The sequence below is a fragment of the Eggerthella sp. genome (assembly GCF_048329335.1).
Classification (GTDB): domain Bacteria; phylum Actinomycetota; class Coriobacteriia; order Coriobacteriales; family Eggerthellaceae; genus Eggerthella; species Eggerthella lenta.
This window is the reverse complement of sequence record NZ_DBFEGU010000265.1, coordinates 1-16148: the sequence shown is the minus strand read 5'-3', so window position 1 is coordinate 16148 and position 16148 is coordinate 1. Positions and strand designations below refer to the sequence as shown.

Genomic DNA, 16148 nt, shown 5'->3' with positions numbered 1-16148 from the left:
TATCCGCTCATCCTATAACATCTATCATATCATTGGAGATGAAATTTATATTGGACAACGCTGGGGCGAGCGCGTAGGGTGGTGCCTGTTGCAGGAAAGCGAGGCCGACGATCGCAGAACGATCCGGCGCGGTAAGGAGATGGTGGGCTCGTGTCAGAGCTCTTGGAAGCGGCCATGCTCGTGTGCTTCGGCTTGTCGTGGCCGCTCAACGCGTACAAGAATTTCAAAGCGGCAACGGCGGCTGGCTCCAGCTGGCAGTTTATCGCCCTGATCACGACAGGTTACATGGCCGGCATCGCCGCGAAGTTCGCATCCGGTTCGGTGAACTGGGTTTTGGCGGTGTACTTGATCAACCTCGCCTGCATCGGCGTCAACTGGATCGTGTACTTTCGCAACCGCCGCCTCGACGCGCAGCGCGAGATCGCGTACGAGGCGGCTGAAGCGTAGGCGCGCGATGCCCGGACGGCGTGCGTCGGGTGCGGGCTACAGCAGCACGCTCGACAGCGCGCGTTTGGGCACGTAGTGCACGCCCGCCTCGTCGCGCCAATACTCGGTGGCGCCGCCTGCCGGAAGGTCGACGATGCGCACGTCTTCGACGGGTTTGCCTAACGCCAACACGAGGTCGGGCTGGAAGCGGTCCGCGTCGACGCCCAGCGCTTCGGCCATGCTCCTCTTTTTGAACGACGCGATGATGCAGCCCCCGAACCCGGCTTCGACGGCCTGCAGCATGATGGTTTGCGCGGCTATTCCCTCGTCCCACGCGGTGAAGGTGTCGGCCAATGTGCGATCGTTGTCGCGGCATACCACGACGTAGGCGCTCGGGCGTTCGCCCGGCACGGGTCCCGGCCAGTCGGGCAGGGCCTTCGCCCATGCGCAGCACGAGAACACGCGCTCGCAGGCGCGCTCGTCGCTGACGATGGCGTAGCGCAGCGGCTGCGCGTTGCCGCTCGAAGCGACCAGTCGCGCGGCGTCCACCCAGGCGGTGAGCAGCTTGCGGTCGATGCGGTCGCTTTCATCGAATCGTCGATAGCTTCGACAGGCTTTGATGATGTCCTGCACTCGGAACCTCCCTCGATTTCGCGGTACGGAGCGCGCGGCCCCGTTGCCCGGGTTCTCGCGCGCACGGTGCTGTTGCTGATTATAATGGCTTTCGGTAACCGAACCCATCGTCGTTGCCGAGCGTTCAAGCTTGGCGGCTGAAGGAGAGAAAGAAGGAACGTCCATGCAAGAGAGCCGTCTGCTCGATCTGTTCTGCGAGCTCGTCCGCATCGAGAGCCCGTCGTTTCACGAGGCCCCGATGGCGGCCCGATGCGCCGACGAGCTGCGCGGGCTCGGGTTCGAGGTGCGCTTCGACGACTCGGCCGCCCGCGTGGGCTCCGACACCGGCAACCTCGTCGCGCATCTTCCGGGCACGCGGGCGGGGCACGTGGTGTTCTCGGCGCATATGGACACCGTGCAGCCGTGCGCGGGCATCGAGCCCGTGGTCGTCGACGGCATCGTGCGCTCGGCGGGCGACACCATCCTGTCGGCCGACGACAAGGCCGGCGTGGCGGCCATCCTCGAAGGCGTGCGCTCGGTGCTGGAGGCCGACGCCCCGCGCCCCGACGTCACCGTGCTGTTCACCACCTGCGAGGAGCAGCACCTGCTGGGCTCGAGCGCGCTGGCCGACGGCCTGCTGCCCGCGGGCGCGCCCTGCTACGTGCTCGACGCCGACGGCGCGCCCGGCACCGTCATCACGGGCGCGCCGTGCCACTGGACGCTCAGCGCCGCGTTCGCGGGCCGCGCCGCGCATGCGGGCGTGTGCCCCGAGGACGGCGTCTCGGCCATCGCGATGGCGGCCGCGGCCGTCGCCGCCATGCCGCTCGGCCGCCTCGACGAGGCCACCACGGCCAACGTCGGGTTCATCGAGGGCGGCGGCGCGACGAACGTCGTGCCGGACGCCTGCACGCTGGCGGGGGAGTGCCGCTCGCTGTACGCCGAGCGCGCCGAGGCCCAGAAGGCGGCCATGACCGAGGCGCTCGAAGCCGCGGCGGCGCGCTTCGGCGGCACGGTGGACGTCGCGTGGACGAAGAGCTACGACGCCGTGCTGTTCGACGAGGAGGACGAGCTCGTGCAGGCCATCGCCCGCGCCGCCCGCGCGGCCGGCCTCGAGCCGCGATTCCACCGCTCCGGCGGCGGCTCGGACGCGAACATCCTGGCCGCCCGCGGCGTGCGCCCCATCACCCTGGGCGTGGGCATGGCCAGCTTCCACTCCGCCGACGAGCACATCGCCGTCGCCGACCTCGAGGGCACCGCCCGCCTCGTCGAGGCCCTCATAGCCGAAGGCGTCGAGTAGGGGGGTGCGGGCGGCGCGCGTTCCCGGGTCTAAGCCTGCGGAAGCGCGCCCGCCCGCGCCGCCTCGAACGATTTGAACGGGATCGGTCCGGAAAGCCCGTTCTCCGATCGTTTCGCCCGCGTGCAGCGCGCCATGGCCCGACGGTAGTCGAGCACCTCGACGCGCCCCGGTTCCTCGCCATCGACGACTGCCCGCACGAAGCGCTTCGCCTCCTCGTATTCGCGCGCGTCTTCGACGTCCACCTCCAGGATGACGGGCGTCCCGTCGGGCTCGTCAGCCCAATACTCCACGAATGCGCGGGCGAAGCGTCCTGCGGGGCCGTCGGTTGCCGTGCGGGCGCGCCGCGCCTCGACGGACGCGCGGCTGACGAGGACGCGTCCGTCATGGCGCGTGCCGGCCAGCACCCCGTTGGCCACCATGGCGTTGACGCGGAAGCGGCTCAAGCCCAGCAGCTCGCCCGCCTCGTCGGGGGATATGAGATCGTTCTCGTCGGCATCGTCGAGCAGTTTGCCCACCGCCATGCCGGGCCTCGTGATGGGCGGGGCCAACTCGATGCGCCGCTTCGCCTCCTCGAGCGTCGGGACGGTGCGGGTCGCCAGACGGGGGTAGCGCACCTCGAACGCCCCGTCGTCCGTTTGCACGATGCATCCTCCGGGAACGGGTGCGCCGTTGATGCGCACGTCCCAGCATCGCGGCTCTCCCTCGGCCCCTTCACGCTCGTGCCAGGTTCTGATCTGCCGTGTCATGGTTCCTCCTTGTCTCGGTCGGTGTCTCGGTCGGCCGTTCGGCGAACGCGGGGCAGCGGGGATAGCGCCCGCCGAACCGCGCCTCGATGGCCGCGATGGTTCCGTAGCGCCCCAGGTCTTCCAGGTTCTCGCGGGTAACCCAGCCGTATCCCAGCAGATCGCGGGCCAGATCGTCGCAGTACGTGCACGTGTGGCAACGCCGATTGCACGTCGAGGTCCGCTTGAAGTGGGAGGTTCGGTCGAGCGCCTTGTTGTCCACGTGCGCGCTGTGCTCGATGCCGTAGAAGCCGATGCTGCTGCACAGGATGTCGAACAGGTTGCCCTCGTAAGACTCGTCGAGATAGGCTTGCGTGCAGCGCAGGACCTTGCTCGGCAGCATATCGCGCCCGACGATCTTGAAGAAGCGGGTGATCTTCTCATAGCGTACCAGGTCTTCCGGGCGCACCCAGTTCGATTTGAACACCTGGCCCGGATCGCGCAGGATGATGTCTCCGCAGGCGAACGAGAAAGCCGTGCCTTCCGAGGCCGTCTCCCTCGATTTGTGCGAGATATAGTTCATGTGGAACTTCCGGTACGGGCACTTGTCCAGGCACCCTTCGTTCACCATGAGCTTGATCTCCACGCCCAGTCGATCGGTCATCTGGCGCAGCAGCTTGAGGTCCTTGTTCGCGCTCGTGTCCACCGTCACGGTGCTCGCGCCGGCGCGCGCATACGCTTCCGCACGGGAAAAGCAGTCGATGTCGGCCAGCACCGAGGCGCTGATCTCGATGGCGGGGCACGCGTCCCGCACGCGCTCGATCAAAAACGGGTTCGCGAGCGTCACCGCCTCCACGCCGCGCTCCTCGTGCATGCGCCGGACGAAGCCCACCTGCCGGCTCACGGTTTCCCGGTCGTACCATTCCGCGCCTTCGCACGTCGAGTTCATCGTGATGTCCGCTCGCACGCCGCCGTCGTGGATGCGCTCGACGGTCTCGACGAACGCGCGTTCCGTCGTTTCGGCCCCCACGCGTCCCGATCCGGTCACCGATTGCGGCGCGTTCAGGTACACCTCGCGGATCGCGTTGCCATCGCGACCTCGGAGTTTCAGAAGCGCATCGAGCGTCCCGGGGTCCCCGTTGAAGGGGACGGAGAATTCGTATGCGGTCATGAGCTGCCTTTCCTCGGATGCCCGGCAGCATCGCTGCCGCCTGCGCGGCGCGAAGCTGCCGGGCCGTTCGACCGTGCCTACTTGCCCTCGGCGGCGTCCCATGCCGAAAGCGCGGCGGCGCTGCGTCCTGCGATGCGCCCGACGCACCAGTTCTCCGAACCGTTGCCGCCGGTGATCGCGTACGTGTGGCCGTTCATGTTGCCGAACGAGCCCGCCGAGTACAGGCGTGGGATAGGCTCGCCGTCCGGGTCCACGACGTTGGCGTGCTCGTTGCGGCGCGCGCCGCCGATGGTGTTGCAGATGCCGGGGTAGAGGGGGATGGCGTAGAAGGGGCCGGTCTCGATCTTGCCCATCTCCTCGCGCCCGAAGTCCTCGTCGACTCCCTTGTCCACCAGCTCGTTCCAGCGCTCGACGGAGGCCTTCAGCTTATCCGCGTCCATCTTGTCGTCCCACTTGCTCTTGGCGAGGTTCGCGGCCAGCTCGTCGAGCGTTGCTCCCTGCGTGATCCATCCGCGCTCGAGCTCCCATACGTTGTCGGCCGACCAGCCTTCCCATCCGCCCAGCTCGGGATCGAGGCCCTCGGTCATGTAGCCGATCCCCATGCCGCCGTTCTCCTTCGCGGCGCCGCCGACCATGCCGCCCCAGCTGCCGCCCTCGAACGACGTCTGGTCGAAGACGTACCAGGAGGGGATGCGGTCGAAGTCGCAGATCTCCTCGTTGAAGTTGGCGTAGGGTTTCCACCCGCCGTGCGGGCTCGACGTGTCCTTCTCGCCCCAGCGCTCACCCAGCCGGTTCACCTTGATGTAGTTCGGCGTGGGGCTGGACACCGAAACGCCGCCGGGGACGATTTCCGGATCGTCGAACCAGGCATCGTCGCCGCCGCACACCTGCTGCATGTGCCAGAGGTCGGCGCCCACCTTCTGGGCGATCTTGATGCCGTCGCCCTCGTTGTACTTCCAGCCGTAGAATCCGCGCATCGGGTAGCATTTCAGATACTTGGCCTGCAGCTCTTCGTTGAACTCGAACCCTCCGGTGCACAGGATGACGCCCTTGGAGGCCTTCACGGCCTTCTTCTCGGCGTCGTCGCCGATCAGCGTGTAGCATCCGACGATCTCGTTTGTCTCGGGGTTCTGGATGAGCTCCTCGTCGTGGCAGTCGAACACCACGTCGATGCCGCGGTCCTGACGATGCTGGTCCATGGCTTCGAAGAACGCCTTGCCGTAGCCCGTTCCCGCACCGACGTACATCTCCTCGTATCCGGTGAAGATGTCGTACTCGGCACGCGGCGTCTCGCCCAGCGTGTATTCGAGGCCGTACTCTTCGGCGTAATCGGGATTCTGCACGGCTTCGTCGGCCCATGCCTGGCAGACCTCCAGCGGCGTCTGGCCGTGGAACGCCTCGAACGCGAACTGCGCTGCCGCGTCGGCATCGTGGGGAGCGGTCCACTGCCCCATGTTGATGGACGACGAGCCGCCTCCGCGGAACGGGGCCTTCTCGAGGAACAGCACCTGCGATCCTTCGTCGTAGGCCGTGATGCCGGCCCAGAGCCCGGCTCCGCCGTACCCGATCACCAGGACGTCCGTCTCGTAGTCCCAGGTCGCGGGCATCCAGCTGGGCGTCGCCTCCTCAGCCTGCGCCGTGCAGCCCGAAAGTGCCGCAGCTCCCGCGGCGCCTGCTGCGGCGAGCGCCGATCCCTTGAGAAAGCTGCGCCTTGAGATTCCTTCTTGCATGATGCCTCCTTGTTGTAGCGGTTCGCTTGCATCCGCCTTCGTGCTCGGCGGACGGTACCGAAAGAAAGCGGCCGCGCCCGATCGCCGCTCCGAATGAGGGGGGTCGAAGGGTGATCGGGCGGCGCCCTCGGTTAGTCGTGGCAGGTGTTGCATTCGTAGATGCCCATGTGGTGGCAGCTGATGCAGGCTTTCTGGGCCGTTTCGGCGATGTCGTCGGAAGCGTGCATGTCGTGGCAGCTGCCGCAGGTGACGGTCTCGTGGTCTGCGTTCTCGGGCAGGTCGTGCGGATTCACGACGGTGCCGTTGCTGTCGGTGAGCAGCGTGCTCGACGAGGTCTGCTCGGCCAGCGTCTCGTAGCTGCCGTGGCAGGCTTCGGCTTGGCAGGTGGATTCTGCGACGTCGGTCGTCTTGAGGCGTTTTGCCCCCTTGTCTCCGTAGGCGACGCCGTCGTGCGCGGAGGCCAGGCCGTCGACATCGCTGTGGCACGTGGTGCACGTGAGCGCCGCATGGTTGGATGCCGCGCATGCGCTGTCGCTGAAGGAGTCGCCTTCCACGGTGTGGCAGACGGCGCAGTCGGCCTCGGCCGAGAAGGCGAAGTCGCCCGTTGCGATGGTGGTTGCGGCTTCGGCTTCGCCTGAGGATTCCGATGATTCCGTCGAAGCCTGCGGTGCGCAGCCCGCGAGGCACACCGAAACAAGGATGACGATCGACGCGACGGTCGCGACGCCCCGCTTCAGCGTGTTTTGTTGTTGCATGTTTGCCCCCTTGCATGATGACTGCCACTTCTTCCGCAGTGGCCGCGGTGCTTGAATGCGATGGCGAGAGTTTCGACCGGCAGCCGGGCCTTCGCATCATCCGAAAGCGATGCTCCGCGTTGCTGCTTGGGATGATTTTCCGGAGCGGCTATCATCTATTTCGGATGAATCGCCTGATGAGGGGTGTCTCGTCGCGAAGCCGGCAACCATGATCTGCCCAGGTCGCCCAAGCGAATGTTGCTATACTGGAGAGGGATGGATGCGAGTGGTTGCCTCTTGCGGCGGCTCGAAAGGGGAGATCATGGGGAATGCGAAACGCGCGGGCACGGCCCGCGTCGCCAAGGGATCCGCCGTTGGCTCGGGGAGCGAGGGCGGTGCCCGGCGCGCGACGGCGTGGATGCCGGTGTGGTGCGTTGTCGGCCTGGTCGGCGCGCAGGCGTGGATGCCGGCCGTCGGGCTCGTCGCCGACAAGTACCGCTCGTCCGCGTTCTCCATCGACGAGCTTGCCCCGCTGCTGCTGTCGTATCTCGCGTCCCTTGCCGTCGTCTCGGCCCTGTTCGCGGTTCTGCGCATGCGAAGCCAGCCCTCGAAGGGAACGTACGGCGTGCTGGCGGGCGCGGCTTTCTCCTGCATCGGCGCCCTGCTGCTGCATTTGCTCGACGGCATGGCCCCCGATCGCGTGGCGTTCCTGTTCTCCCTGTCCGGAGCGTTGCTGGGGGCGGGCAACGGCCTTATGGCGCTCGTGTGGAGCTCGGCGATCGCCCGCCTTCCCGGTCCCGCGCAGGCAGGCAGCAGCGTCGCGGTCGTCCTGGGGTGCTGTTCCTTGGCCGCTTTCGCGCAGGCGGTGGGGGCGAACGCGCTTCTGCTGGGGGCGACGATGGCGCTGGCCGTCTCGTCTGCGCTCTGCTTCGTGCTTGCGGCCAGCCGGGGCGACGTCGTCGAATTGCCGGCCCCTCAGAAGGGGATCGGTTCCGCGTATGTGCGCGTCGGGGCGGCGATGGGCTGTTTCGGATTCCTGTTCGCGATGATGATCATGCAGTTCGTCATCGCCCCGCACGGCCGCGCGAGTGCGTTCACGTGGGCGTACGGGTACGCGGGCGTGCTTGCCGCGGTGGTGTTCCTCGTCCTCGTCCGCGTCGTGCGCTCGTCGTGGGACTTCCTGTTCGCCTTGCGCTTCGTGGCCGTTCCGCTGATCGTCGCGTTTTACCCGTTCGACACGGGAACCGATTTCTCCGTCAAGTTCGCGCTCTGCTTCTCGACGTTGGCGCTGTGGTGCTTTTGCACCATCGTGCCGGGCGTCTTGCGCGAAGCGGCCGACGTGCTGCACGCGCCGGTATACGTCATGGCATCCGTCGGGGTCGGGGGGCTGTGCGGCGGCGCGGCGGTCGGCTATTGCCTCGCCGGCGTGATCGAGGCGGTCGGCCCCACGACGAACTACTTCATCAAGATCACGGCGATCCTCGCCATGGTGCTCGGGCTTCTCGGGACGAACATCGTGGTGACGAAGGGCGGGCTCGTCCGGATATTCAGGAAAGCCGCGGTGGCGACGGGGTCGACGACGGAGAGCGATTCCTTTCTGGAGGAGAAGGCGGCGCTCGTTTCACGGTGCTACGGGCTTACCAGCCGGGAGTCCGACGTGCTGCGCATCTTGGCGAAGGGCCACGGATTGGGGAGAGTGCAGGAAGAGCTATTCATCTCCGAGGGCACGGCTATCACCCATCGGCGCCACATCTACCAGAAGCTCGACGTCCACGCCAAGTCCGAGTTGATCGACCTCGTTGCCCGCGCCGACGAGGCATGCGAGGAAGACTGATCGCAGCGCTCCTGCACCGAGGCAGAAAATGAAACATTTGTCCCGATCCCCGTTCGGCGATCCCCGGTGCGGCCCCGTCCGCAACGGGTGCGCCGCTCTGCGGTCGCCTCCCGTGCATCCTCCTGCCGTCGAAGTGGCGAGAAATCGCCGGATACGGGTGTTTTCGGCCCGCATCGGGCGCTCAGAACGTTCGGGGCAGGGGCGGCCCGTCAGGCATCATGCACCGAACGAGAAATCAGGACATACGTTCGTTTGACTTCTGCTTTTGCACATATCGTGCTATACTATATAGCTGTAACGGATGCGAAGGAGGTTGTCATGGCTGCGGTGCAGATGAACGTGCGTATTGACGAAGACGTGAAGGCCCGCGGCGACGAGGTGTTCGCACGTGCCGGCTTTACGCCGTCCCAGGTGGTGCGAGCCGTGTGGGAGTATGCCGAGCAAACGGGCGAGGTTCCTGCATTCATGCGCGCGTCCGGGGCCGATGCCGACGAAGCGGAACGACGACGCAGGATCGCCCTTGCCGAATACGGGGCGCATATATGGGAGAACTTCTTCCTCGACCACGGGCTTCCCGTGCCCAAGCGAAAAGAGCGTTTGGATTACAAGACTCTGCGCGACGAGCTATACGACGATATGCTGGAGGAGATGGGGCTCTGATGGCCGAACCTTTGAAGATACTCGTCGATGCCAACGTTTGGCTGGATTACGGTATCGCCACGAGCGAGAATCACGAATCGGCTGTCCGGTTCATGGTCGAGTCCGCCGTGAACGACGTCGTTCTGTACGTGTCGTCTATATCGCTCAAAGATGTGTTCCAGCTGATCGTCAGACGTACGAAAAAGGAGCTTCGCAACGAGGGGACCGAGATCGACGCTGCTTGGTCAGCCGCCATTTCGGAATCGGCATGGTCGTTTGTGCGCAGCATGCGCGAGGCGGCTCTCGTTGTTCCCGTAGGTTCCTCGGAGGTTCTGCACGCTGAGACGTGGCGCACGGCGCACGGCGACCTCGAAGACGATCTGGTCCTGGCTGCCGCGAAGCGCGTGCGGGCGGATTGCGTCGTCACGTCCGACAGAGAACTGCTCAAGCGTGCTCAAGGAATATACCTGTCGATCGATCAAGCGCGCTCGCTGCTCGGCAAAAAAACTTCTTGATTCTTTGAGAAACGGTGAACTTTTCGTCGACGGTTCGCCATGTATCCGCATTCCACCTGCGGATACGGATGTCAAGAGGTGTAGATACTCCCGGGTGCGTGGCGTTTGACAACCCTGAGGGGCGATGGTAGAGTTCACCTTCGCGTCTCCGAGGAGGCGAGCGTTTTCGTGTGCGCATCAGCTGAACGCACTTGGAAACGGTGTTCAAGCGAGCGTTTATAGAGTATGTAGACGTCTCGGACAAGCAAGAGGTAAAAGGAGAGAAGCTTTGCCTACCATCAACCAGCTGGTCCGCAAGGGCCGCAAGAAGGCAGTCGACAAGAGCAAGACGCCTGCCCTGAAGGGCAACCCGCAGAAGCGCGGCGTGTGCACCCGCGTGTTCACGACCACGCCGAAGAAGCCGAACTCGGCTCTGCGCAAGGTTTGCCGCGTGCGCCTCGTCAACGGCATGGAAGTGACCGCCTACATCCCGGGCGTCGGCCATAACCTCCAGGAGCACTCCATGGTGCTGCTGCGCGGCGGCCGCGTGAGGGACCTCCCCGGTGTGCGCTACAAGGTCATCCGCGCCGCGCTCGACTGCGCCGCCGTGGACAACCGCAAGCAGGCTCGCAGCCGCTACGGTGCCAAGCGCCCGAAGTAACACCCGCTAAGACGCGCGGGCCGCAGCAACCGACCGAGCCCAAAGGGGACAGGCGGGCGGCCTAATGAACGGAGAGAAAGCCGTTCCGAAGCGCGCAGGACCTAGAAGGAGAACACATGCCGCGTCGTGCAGCAGCAGTCCGCCGCGAAGTACAGCCGGACGCCCAGTACAACAACCGTCTCGTCACGCAGCTGATCAACAAGATCCTGCTTGACGGCAAGAAGGCCACCGCCGAGAACATCGTCTACGGTGCGTTCGCCATCGTCGAGGAGAAGACCGGCGGCGATCCGCTGGCCGTCTTCAAGAAGGCCATGGACAACGTCCGCCCCACGCTCGAGGTCAAGCCGAAGCGTGTCGGCGGCGCCACCTACCAGGTGCCGATGGAGGTCAACTCCCGTCGCGCCACCACGCTCGCCATTCGCTGGATCGTCGACTTCTCGCGCAAGCGCAAGGAGCACACGATGAAGGAGCGCCTCGCCGCCGAGATCATGGATGCCGCCGAGAACACCGGCGCGTCGGTGAAGAAGCGCGAAGACCTGTACAAGATGGCCGAGTCGAACCGTGCGTTCTCGCACTACCGCTTCTAAGGGAGGATTCGACTCATGGCGAAAATCGAACTGAAGGATACGCGCAACATCGGCATCATGGCCCACATCGACGCGGGCAAGACGACGACCACCGAGCGCATCCTCTACTACACGGGCAAGACCCACAAGATCGGCGAGGTGCACGACGGCGCCGCGACGATGGACTGGATGGTGCAGGAGCAGGAACGCGGCGTGACCATCACCGCCGCTGCCACCACGTGCTTCTGGAAGTACCCCGGCGGAGCTGACAACGGCAAAGAGTACCGTTTCCAGATTATCGACACTCCCGGCCACGTGGACTTCACGGCCGAGGTCGAGCGCTCGCTTCGCGTGCTCGACGGTGCGGTCGCGGTGTTCGACGCCGTCGCCGGCGTGCAGCCGCAGTCCGAGACGGTGTGGCGCCAGGCAAGCCGCTACGGCGTGCCCCGCATCGCCTACATCAACAAGTACGACCGCGTGGGCGCCGACTTCTTCCATGCGATCGAGACCATGAAGGATCGCCTGGGCGCGCCGGCTGTCGCCGCGCAGATGCCCATGGGCGCCGAGGACAACTTCTGGGGCGTCATCGACCTGGTCACCATGACCGCGTGGGACTTCAAGGCCGACGACAAGGGCATGACCTACCCCGAGGCCATGGACGCTATCCCGGCCGAGTTCGCCGAAGAGGCCGAGCTGCGCCACCAGGAGCTGGTGGAAGCCGCCGCCGACTGCGACGACGCTCTCATGGAGAAGGTCCTCATGGAGGAAGAGGTGACGGTTGACGAGCTGAAGGCCGCCATCCGCAAGGGCACCATCGCCTGCCAGATCCACCCCGTGTTCGTGGGCTCGTCCTACAAGAACAAGGGCGTGCAGGAGCTCCTCGATGCCGTGGTCGACTACATGCCGTCCCCGATCGACGTGCCGGCCATCAAGGGCACGAACCCGGACACGGGCGAGGAAGACGAGCGTCCCTCCGACGTGAAGGCGCCGTTCTCCGCTCTGGCCTTCAAGATCATGACGGATCCGTTCGTGGGCAAGCTCACCTACCTCCGCGTGTACTCGGGCCAGCTCGATTCCGGCTCCTACGTGTCCAACGCCTCGAAGGGCAAGAAGGAGCGCATCGGCCGTTTGCTGCAGATGCACTCGAACCAGCGCGTCGATATCGACGGCTGCGCCGCGGGCGACATCGTCGCCGTCGTGGGCTTGAAGGACACGTCGACCGGCGACACGCTGTGCGACGCTGATCATCCGATCATCCTCGAGTCCATGGAGTTCGCCGAGCCGGTCATCGACATCGCCGTCGAGCCGAAGACGAAGGCCGAGCAGGACAAGATGGGCATCGCGCTGCAGAAGCTGGCCGAGGAGGACCCGACGTTCCGCGTGTCCACCAACCAGGAGACCGGCCAGACCATCATCGCCGGCATGGGCGAGCTGCACCTCGAGATCATCGTCGACCGCCTGCTGCGCGAGTTCAAGGTCGAGGCGAACGTGGGCAAGCCTCAGGTCGCCTACCGCGAGACGGCCACGCAGGAAGCTCGCAACGTCGAGGGCAAGTTCGTGCGCCAGTCCGGCGGTCGCGGCCAGTACGGCCATGCGGTCATCAACCTGATCCCGCAGGAAGCTGGCAAGGGCTACGAGTTCGAGAACAAGATCGTGGGCGGCGTGATCCCCAAGGAGTACATCACCCCGATCGACAAGGGCATCCAGGAAGCCATCAACTCGGGCGTGCTTGCGGGCTACCCGGTCGTGGACATCAAGATCGAGCTCATCGACGGTTCGTACCACGACGTCGACTCCTCCGAGGCGGCGTTCAAGGTCGCCGGTTCGATGGCGGTCAAGGCTGCGCTCAAGAAGGCCGCTCCGGTCATTCTCGAGCCGATGATGGCCGTCGAGGTCGAGACGCCCGAGGAGTACATGGGCGACGTCATGGGCAACCTGTCCAGCCGTCGCGGCCAGATCCAGGGCATGGGCGATCGCGGCAACGCCAAGACCATCAAGGCGAAGGTTCCGCTGTCCGAGATGTTCGGTTACGCCACCGACCTGCGTTCGACGACGCAGGGCCGCGCTTCGTACACGATGCAGTTCGATTCGTACGAGGCAGTGCCGAAGAACGTGGCGGAGGAAATTATCAGCAAGGCCGGCGGCAACGCCTAGGGCGTGCGCGCGAGCATAACGGAGGTAAAGTAAGTGGCTAATCAAAAGATTCGCATCCGCTTGAAGGGGTACGATCATGAGATCGTGGACCAGTCCACGAAGCTCATCGTCGATACCGCGCAGAAGACGGGTGCCAAGGTGTCCGGTCCTATCCCGCTGCCGACGGAGCGCAACCTGTACTGCGTCGTCAAGGGCCCGCACGTCGACAAGGATTCGCGCGAGCAGTTCGAGATGCGCACGCACAAGCGCCTCATCGACATCCTGGAACCGACCCCGAACACGGTCGATTCCCTGATGCGCCTCGATCTCCCTGCCGGCGTCGACATCGAGATCAAGCTGTAAAGGGGGATGTGCGATATGATCAACGCCATCTATGGTAAGAAAATCGGCATGACCCAGATCTTCAACGAGGACGACCGTGTCGTGCCCGTGACGGTGATCCAGGCCGAGCCGAACACGATCTGCCAGGTCAAGACGAAGGACAGCGACGGCTATGAGGCCGTGCAGCTGGGCTTCGGCTCCATCAAGGAGAAGAAGGTCAACAAGCCCATGGCGGGTCACTTCGCCAAGCAGGGCACGGCTCCTACGCGCTACCTGCGCGAGGTGCGCGTCGAGAACGCCGGCGAGTACAAGGTGGGCGACCAGCAGACGGTGGCCGCCTTCGCTGAGACGAAGAAGGTCGACGTGACCGGCACGTCCAAGGGCAAGGGCTTCGCCGGCGTCATGAAGCGCTACGGCTTCCGCGGCGGCCCGGGCGGCCACGGCGCGCACTTCCATCGCGCTCCCGGTTCGGTGGGCCAGTGCGCCACGCCGTCCCGCGTGTTCAAGGGGCTCAAGCTCCCGGGCCACATGGGCGTCGACACCGTGACCGTGAAGAACCTGGAAGTCGTCCGCATCGACGAGGAGCAGAACCTCATCCTCGTCAAGGGCGCCATCCCCGGCGGCAAGAACGGCGTCGTTCGCGTCCGCATGGCGTAGTTGAAGTAACCTATAAGGAGCTTGTATATCATGACGACTATCGAGATCAAAGACGCGAGCGGGAAGAAGGCCGGCACCGCCGACCTCGCCGCTTCCGTGTTCGGCATCGAGCCGAACGTGCCCGTCATGCACCAGGTCGTGCGCGCGCAGCGCGCGTCTTGGCGCCAGGGCACGCATGACACGAAGACGCGCGGCCAGGTGCGCGGCGGCGGCAAGAAGCCGTGGCGCCAGAAGGGCACCGGCCGTGCCCGTCAGGGCACCATCCGCGCCCCTCAGTGGGCCGGCGGCGGTACCGTGTTCGGCCCGCATCCGCGTTCCTACGCGTTCCGCGTGAACAACAAGGAGGTCAAGCTGGCCATGCGCTCCGCGCTGTCCGCCAAGCTGGCCGACGGCGAGCTGTTCGTGGTCGACGCGTTCAACTTCGAGAAGCCCTCGACGAAGGCGGCTGTGGCCGCGCTCAAGGCCCTCGGCTTGGAGCGTCGCACCACCCTCGTCATCGACGACGAGGACGTGAACACCTATCTGTCGTTCCGCAACATCCCCACGGTGAACATCCTGCCCGTGTCCGCGGCGAACACCTACGAGCTGATCGACAACAAGGCTCTCGTGTTCACGGCCGACGCCCTGAAGCGCATCGAGGAGGTGCTTGCATAATGAAGGATCCCCGCGAGGTCATCATCCGCCCCGTCATCACGGAGCACAGCTACGACCAGATGGAGGGCAACACCTTTACCTTCGAGGTGGCCAAGGACGCCAACAAGGTTGAGATCCGCCAGGCCATCGAAGCCATCTTCGATGTGACGGTGGTCAAGGTGAACACGCTCAACGTGAAGCCGAAGCCGAAGCGCGTTCGCTACCAGCTGGGCAAGACCCGCACCTGGAAGAAGGCCATGGTCACGCTCAAGGAAGGCGACACCATCGAGCTGTTCGCGTAAGCGACGTTTCCACGTGCTGCCTCGGCGCCCCTGCAATCGCGGGGGCGCCTTTTTTGTTGGAGGAGGGTGCGAAAAGCGAACCGCGACGCCTTCTTTGACGTGCCGTATCGCCTTGGAGTCGTTACTTCACCACGCGGACGCGGCGGACGCCCTCGATGGCGCTCAGGCGCTCGATGGCGTCATCGGGATGCCCCGGAGTGCCGGCGTCCAGGTCGAGCATCGTGTAGGCGTTCTCGCCGCGGGCCTTGTTCATCATGTTCTCGATGTTCACGCCGGCATCGCCGAACACGTTCGTGATGCGAGCGATGGCGTTCGGGACGTTCGCGTGCAGCACGGCCACGCGGCGCAGGCCGTCGGGCACGGGACCCATGTCGCAGGCGGGGTAGTTCACGGAGTTCGCGATATTGCCGTTCTCCAGGTAGTCCATGAGCTCCCGCACGGCCATCATCGCGCAGTTGTCCTCGGCCTCGGCGGTAGAGGCGCCCAGGTGGGGCAGCACGATGGCGCGCTCCATCTTCATGACCTCGGGCGTGGCGAAGTCGGTGATGTAGGCATGCACCTTGCCGGAGTCCAGCGCGGCGGCCATGGCAGCGTTGTCCACGAGCGTGTCGCGCGAGAAGTTCAGGAACACGGCGCCGTCTTTCATGAGCGAGCAGGCGCGTTCGTCGATCATGCCGATAGTGCCCTCCATGGCCGGCACGTGGATGGTCATGTAGTCGCAGGTGCGGAAAATGTCGTCGAGGTTCGTCACGTGATGGACGGCGCTCGAGATGCGCCATGCTGCGCCCACCGACACGTACGGATCGTACCCGTACACGTCCATGCCCAGATCGATGGCGATGTTTGCGACTTCCGCCCCGATGGCGCCCAGGCCTATGACACCCAGCTTCTTTCCCTTCACCTCGCGTCCGGCGAACGCCTTCTTCGCCTTCTCGGCGGCTTTCGCGATGTTCTCGTCGGCGGCGTTGTGGCGGCACCAGGCGATGCCGCCGGCGATGTCGCGGCTGCCCAACATGAGGCCGCACACCACGATCTCCTTCACGGCGTTCGCGTTCGCGCCGGGGGTGTTGAACACCACGATGCCCTCTTCGGCGCAACGGTCGAGCGGGATGTTGTTCACGCCGGCGCCGGCGCGGGCGATGGCCAGCAGGCTATCGGGGAACGCGGTGTCGTGCAGCGCGGCGCTGCGCACCAG

At 65.3% G+C, this 16148-nt stretch carries 18 protein-coding genes; 12 read left to right on the top strand and 6 right to left on the bottom strand.

The genetic code is table 11. The annotated features are described in order from the left end of the window. Positions 1-150: 150 nt before the first annotated feature. On the top strand, positions 151-447 hold the full coding sequence (locus ACMO6A_RS08450) for a hypothetical protein (protein WP_009304905.1): 297 nt from the start codon (positions 151-153) through the stop codon (positions 445-447). A gap of 36 nt (positions 448-483) precedes the next feature. Here ACMO6A_RS08450 and ACMO6A_RS08445 read toward each other — a convergent pair whose 3' ends face one another. After that, positions 484-1059 (bottom strand): nitroreductase family protein, encoded by a 576-nt coding sequence (locus ACMO6A_RS08445; RefSeq protein WP_009304904.1) that lies wholly within the window; start codon positions 1057-1059, stop codon positions 484-486. A gap of 163 nt (positions 1060-1222) precedes the next feature. Between ACMO6A_RS08445 and ACMO6A_RS08440 the strand changes: the two genes are divergently transcribed. Further along, positions 1223-2335, top strand: coding sequence for a M20/M25/M40 family metallo-hydrolase (locus ACMO6A_RS08440; protein WP_418471096.1), 1113 nt, complete (start codon positions 1223-1225; stop codon positions 2333-2335). Positions 2336-2364: 29 nt separating this feature from the next. Here the strand turns inward: ACMO6A_RS08440 and ACMO6A_RS08435 are convergent, their stop codons facing one another. The 4 genes from ACMO6A_RS08435 to ACMO6A_RS08420 all read right to left on the bottom strand — a co-directional run bounded on the left by ACMO6A_RS08435 (position 2365) and on the right by ACMO6A_RS08420 (position 6713). Further along, positions 2365-3081, bottom strand: a complete 717-nt coding sequence (locus ACMO6A_RS08435; RefSeq protein ID WP_035586144.1) for a helix-turn-helix domain-containing protein — start codon at positions 3079-3081, stop codon at positions 2365-2367. Next, the gene (locus tag ACMO6A_RS08430; protein WP_035586143.1) at positions 3047-4228 is read right to left on the bottom strand and encodes a U32 family peptidase; all 1182 of its coding nucleotides are present in this window, start codon (positions 4226-4228) and stop codon (positions 3047-3049) included. The genes ACMO6A_RS08435 and ACMO6A_RS08430 overlap by 35 nt, the downstream gene beginning before the upstream one ends. 77 nt (positions 4229-4305) lie before the next feature. Next, positions 4306-5958, bottom strand: coding sequence for an FAD-dependent oxidoreductase (locus ACMO6A_RS08425; RefSeq protein WP_418471094.1), 1653 nt, complete (start codon positions 5956-5958; stop codon positions 4306-4308). A 131-nt stretch (positions 5959-6089) separates the two neighbouring features. Beyond that, positions 6090-6713 (bottom strand): hypothetical protein, encoded by a 624-nt coding sequence (locus ACMO6A_RS08420; RefSeq protein ID WP_035586141.1) that lies wholly within the window; start codon positions 6711-6713, stop codon positions 6090-6092. A 301-nt stretch (positions 6714-7014) separates the two neighbouring features. On the opposite strand from ACMO6A_RS08420, the gene ACMO6A_RS08415 reads away from it, so the two are divergent. The 10 genes from ACMO6A_RS08415 (at position 7015) to rplW (ending at position 14953) form a co-directional block, all read left to right on the top strand. Further along, positions 7015-8526: a response regulator transcription factor gene (locus tag ACMO6A_RS08415; protein ID WP_035586139.1), complete on the top strand. Its 1512-nt coding sequence runs from the start codon at positions 7015-7017 to the stop codon at positions 8524-8526. A 318-nt stretch (positions 8527-8844) separates the two neighbouring features. After that, the gene (locus ACMO6A_RS08410) at positions 8845-9186 is read left to right on the top strand and encodes a type II toxin-antitoxin system RelB/DinJ family antitoxin (protein ID WP_035586137.1); all 342 of its coding nucleotides are present in this window, start codon (positions 8845-8847) and stop codon (positions 9184-9186) included. Beyond that, positions 9186-9680: a type II toxin-antitoxin system VapC family toxin gene (locus tag ACMO6A_RS08405; protein ID WP_418471091.1), complete on the top strand. Its 495-nt coding sequence runs from the start codon at positions 9186-9188 to the stop codon at positions 9678-9680. The genes ACMO6A_RS08410 and ACMO6A_RS08405 overlap by 1 nt, the downstream gene beginning before the upstream one ends. 268 nt (positions 9681-9948) lie before the next feature. Beyond that, complete coding sequence (gene rpsL / locus ACMO6A_RS08400; protein ID WP_015760307.1) at positions 9949-10320, top strand: 30S ribosomal protein S12; 372 nt, start codon at positions 9949-9951, stop codon at positions 10318-10320. 116 nt (positions 10321-10436) lie between these two features. Beyond that, positions 10437-10907: a 30S ribosomal protein S7 gene (gene rpsG, locus ACMO6A_RS08395; RefSeq protein WP_009304901.1), complete on the top strand. Its 471-nt coding sequence runs from the start codon at positions 10437-10439 to the stop codon at positions 10905-10907. Between the two features lie 15 nt (positions 10908-10922). Then, positions 10923-13040 (top strand): elongation factor G, encoded by a 2118-nt coding sequence (gene fusA / locus ACMO6A_RS08390; protein WP_009304900.1) that lies wholly within the window; start codon positions 10923-10925, stop codon positions 13038-13040. Positions 13041-13073: 33 nt separating this feature from the next. Next, positions 13074-13382 (top strand): 30S ribosomal protein S10, encoded by a 309-nt coding sequence (gene rpsJ / locus ACMO6A_RS08385; protein WP_009304899.1) that lies wholly within the window; start codon positions 13074-13076, stop codon positions 13380-13382. Positions 13383-13388: 6 nt separating this feature from the next. Next, positions 13389-14018 (top strand): 50S ribosomal protein L3, encoded by a 630-nt coding sequence (rplC, locus tag ACMO6A_RS08380; protein WP_418471088.1) that lies wholly within the window; start codon positions 13389-13391, stop codon positions 14016-14018. Positions 14019-14048: 30 nt separating this feature from the next. Continuing rightward, entirely contained in the window at positions 14049-14672 is a 624-nt protein-coding gene (rplD, locus tag ACMO6A_RS08375) for a 50S ribosomal protein L4 (RefSeq protein ID WP_009304897.1), read from the top strand. Next, entirely contained in the window at positions 14672-14953 is a 282-nt protein-coding gene (gene rplW, locus ACMO6A_RS08370; protein ID WP_009304896.1) for a 50S ribosomal protein L23, read from the top strand. The genes rplD and rplW overlap by 1 nt, the downstream gene beginning before the upstream one ends. A gap of 121 nt (positions 14954-15074) precedes the next feature. On the opposite strand, the gene ACMO6A_RS08365 is transcribed toward rplW, so the two are convergent. After that, a partial coding sequence (locus tag ACMO6A_RS08365) for a phosphoglycerate dehydrogenase (RefSeq protein ID WP_418471087.1) occupies positions 15075-16148 on the bottom strand: 1074 nt, incomplete at its 5' end.

Bases quoted from the DNA above. Each gene is read 5' to 3' on its own strand.
- ACMO6A_RS08440 (WP_418471096.1), top strand. From the start codon at position 1,223: ATGCAAGAGAGCCGTCTGCTCGATCTGTTCTGCGAGCTCGTCCGCATC.
- ACMO6A_RS08435 (WP_035586144.1), bottom strand. From the start codon at position 3,081: ATGACACGGCAGATCAGAACCTGGCACGAGCGTGAAGGGGCCGAGGGA.
- ACMO6A_RS08430 (WP_035586143.1), bottom strand. From the start codon at position 4,228: ATGACCGCATACGAATTCTCCGTCCCCTTCAACGGGGACCCCGGGACG.
- ACMO6A_RS08425 (WP_418471094.1), bottom strand. From the start codon at position 5,958: ATGCAAGAAGGAATCTCAAGGCGCAGCTTTCTCAAGGGATCGGCGCTC.
- ACMO6A_RS08420 (WP_035586141.1), bottom strand. From the start codon at position 6,713: ATGCAACAACAAAACACGCTGAAGCGGGGCGTCGCGACCGTCGCGTCG.
- ACMO6A_RS08415 (WP_035586139.1), top strand. From the start codon at position 7,015: ATGGGGAATGCGAAACGCGCGGGCACGGCCCGCGTCGCCAAGGGATCC.
- ACMO6A_RS08410 (WP_035586137.1), top strand. From the start codon at position 8,845: ATGGCTGCGGTGCAGATGAACGTGCGTATTGACGAAGACGTGAAGGCC.
- ACMO6A_RS08405 (WP_418471091.1), top strand. From the start codon at position 9,186: ATGGCCGAACCTTTGAAGATACTCGTCGATGCCAACGTTTGGCTGGAT.
- rpsG (WP_009304901.1), top strand. From the start codon at position 10,437: ATGCCGCGTCGTGCAGCAGCAGTCCGCCGCGAAGTACAGCCGGACGCC.
- fusA (WP_009304900.1), top strand. From the start codon at position 10,923: ATGGCGAAAATCGAACTGAAGGATACGCGCAACATCGGCATCATGGCC.
- rplC (WP_418471088.1), top strand. From the start codon at position 13,389: ATGTGCGATATGATCAACGCCATCTATGGTAAGAAAATCGGCATGACC.
- rplD (WP_009304897.1), top strand. From the start codon at position 14,049: ATGACGACTATCGAGATCAAAGACGCGAGCGGGAAGAAGGCCGGCACC.
- rplW (WP_009304896.1), top strand. From the start codon at position 14,672: ATGAAGGATCCCCGCGAGGTCATCATCCGCCCCGTCATCACGGAGCAC.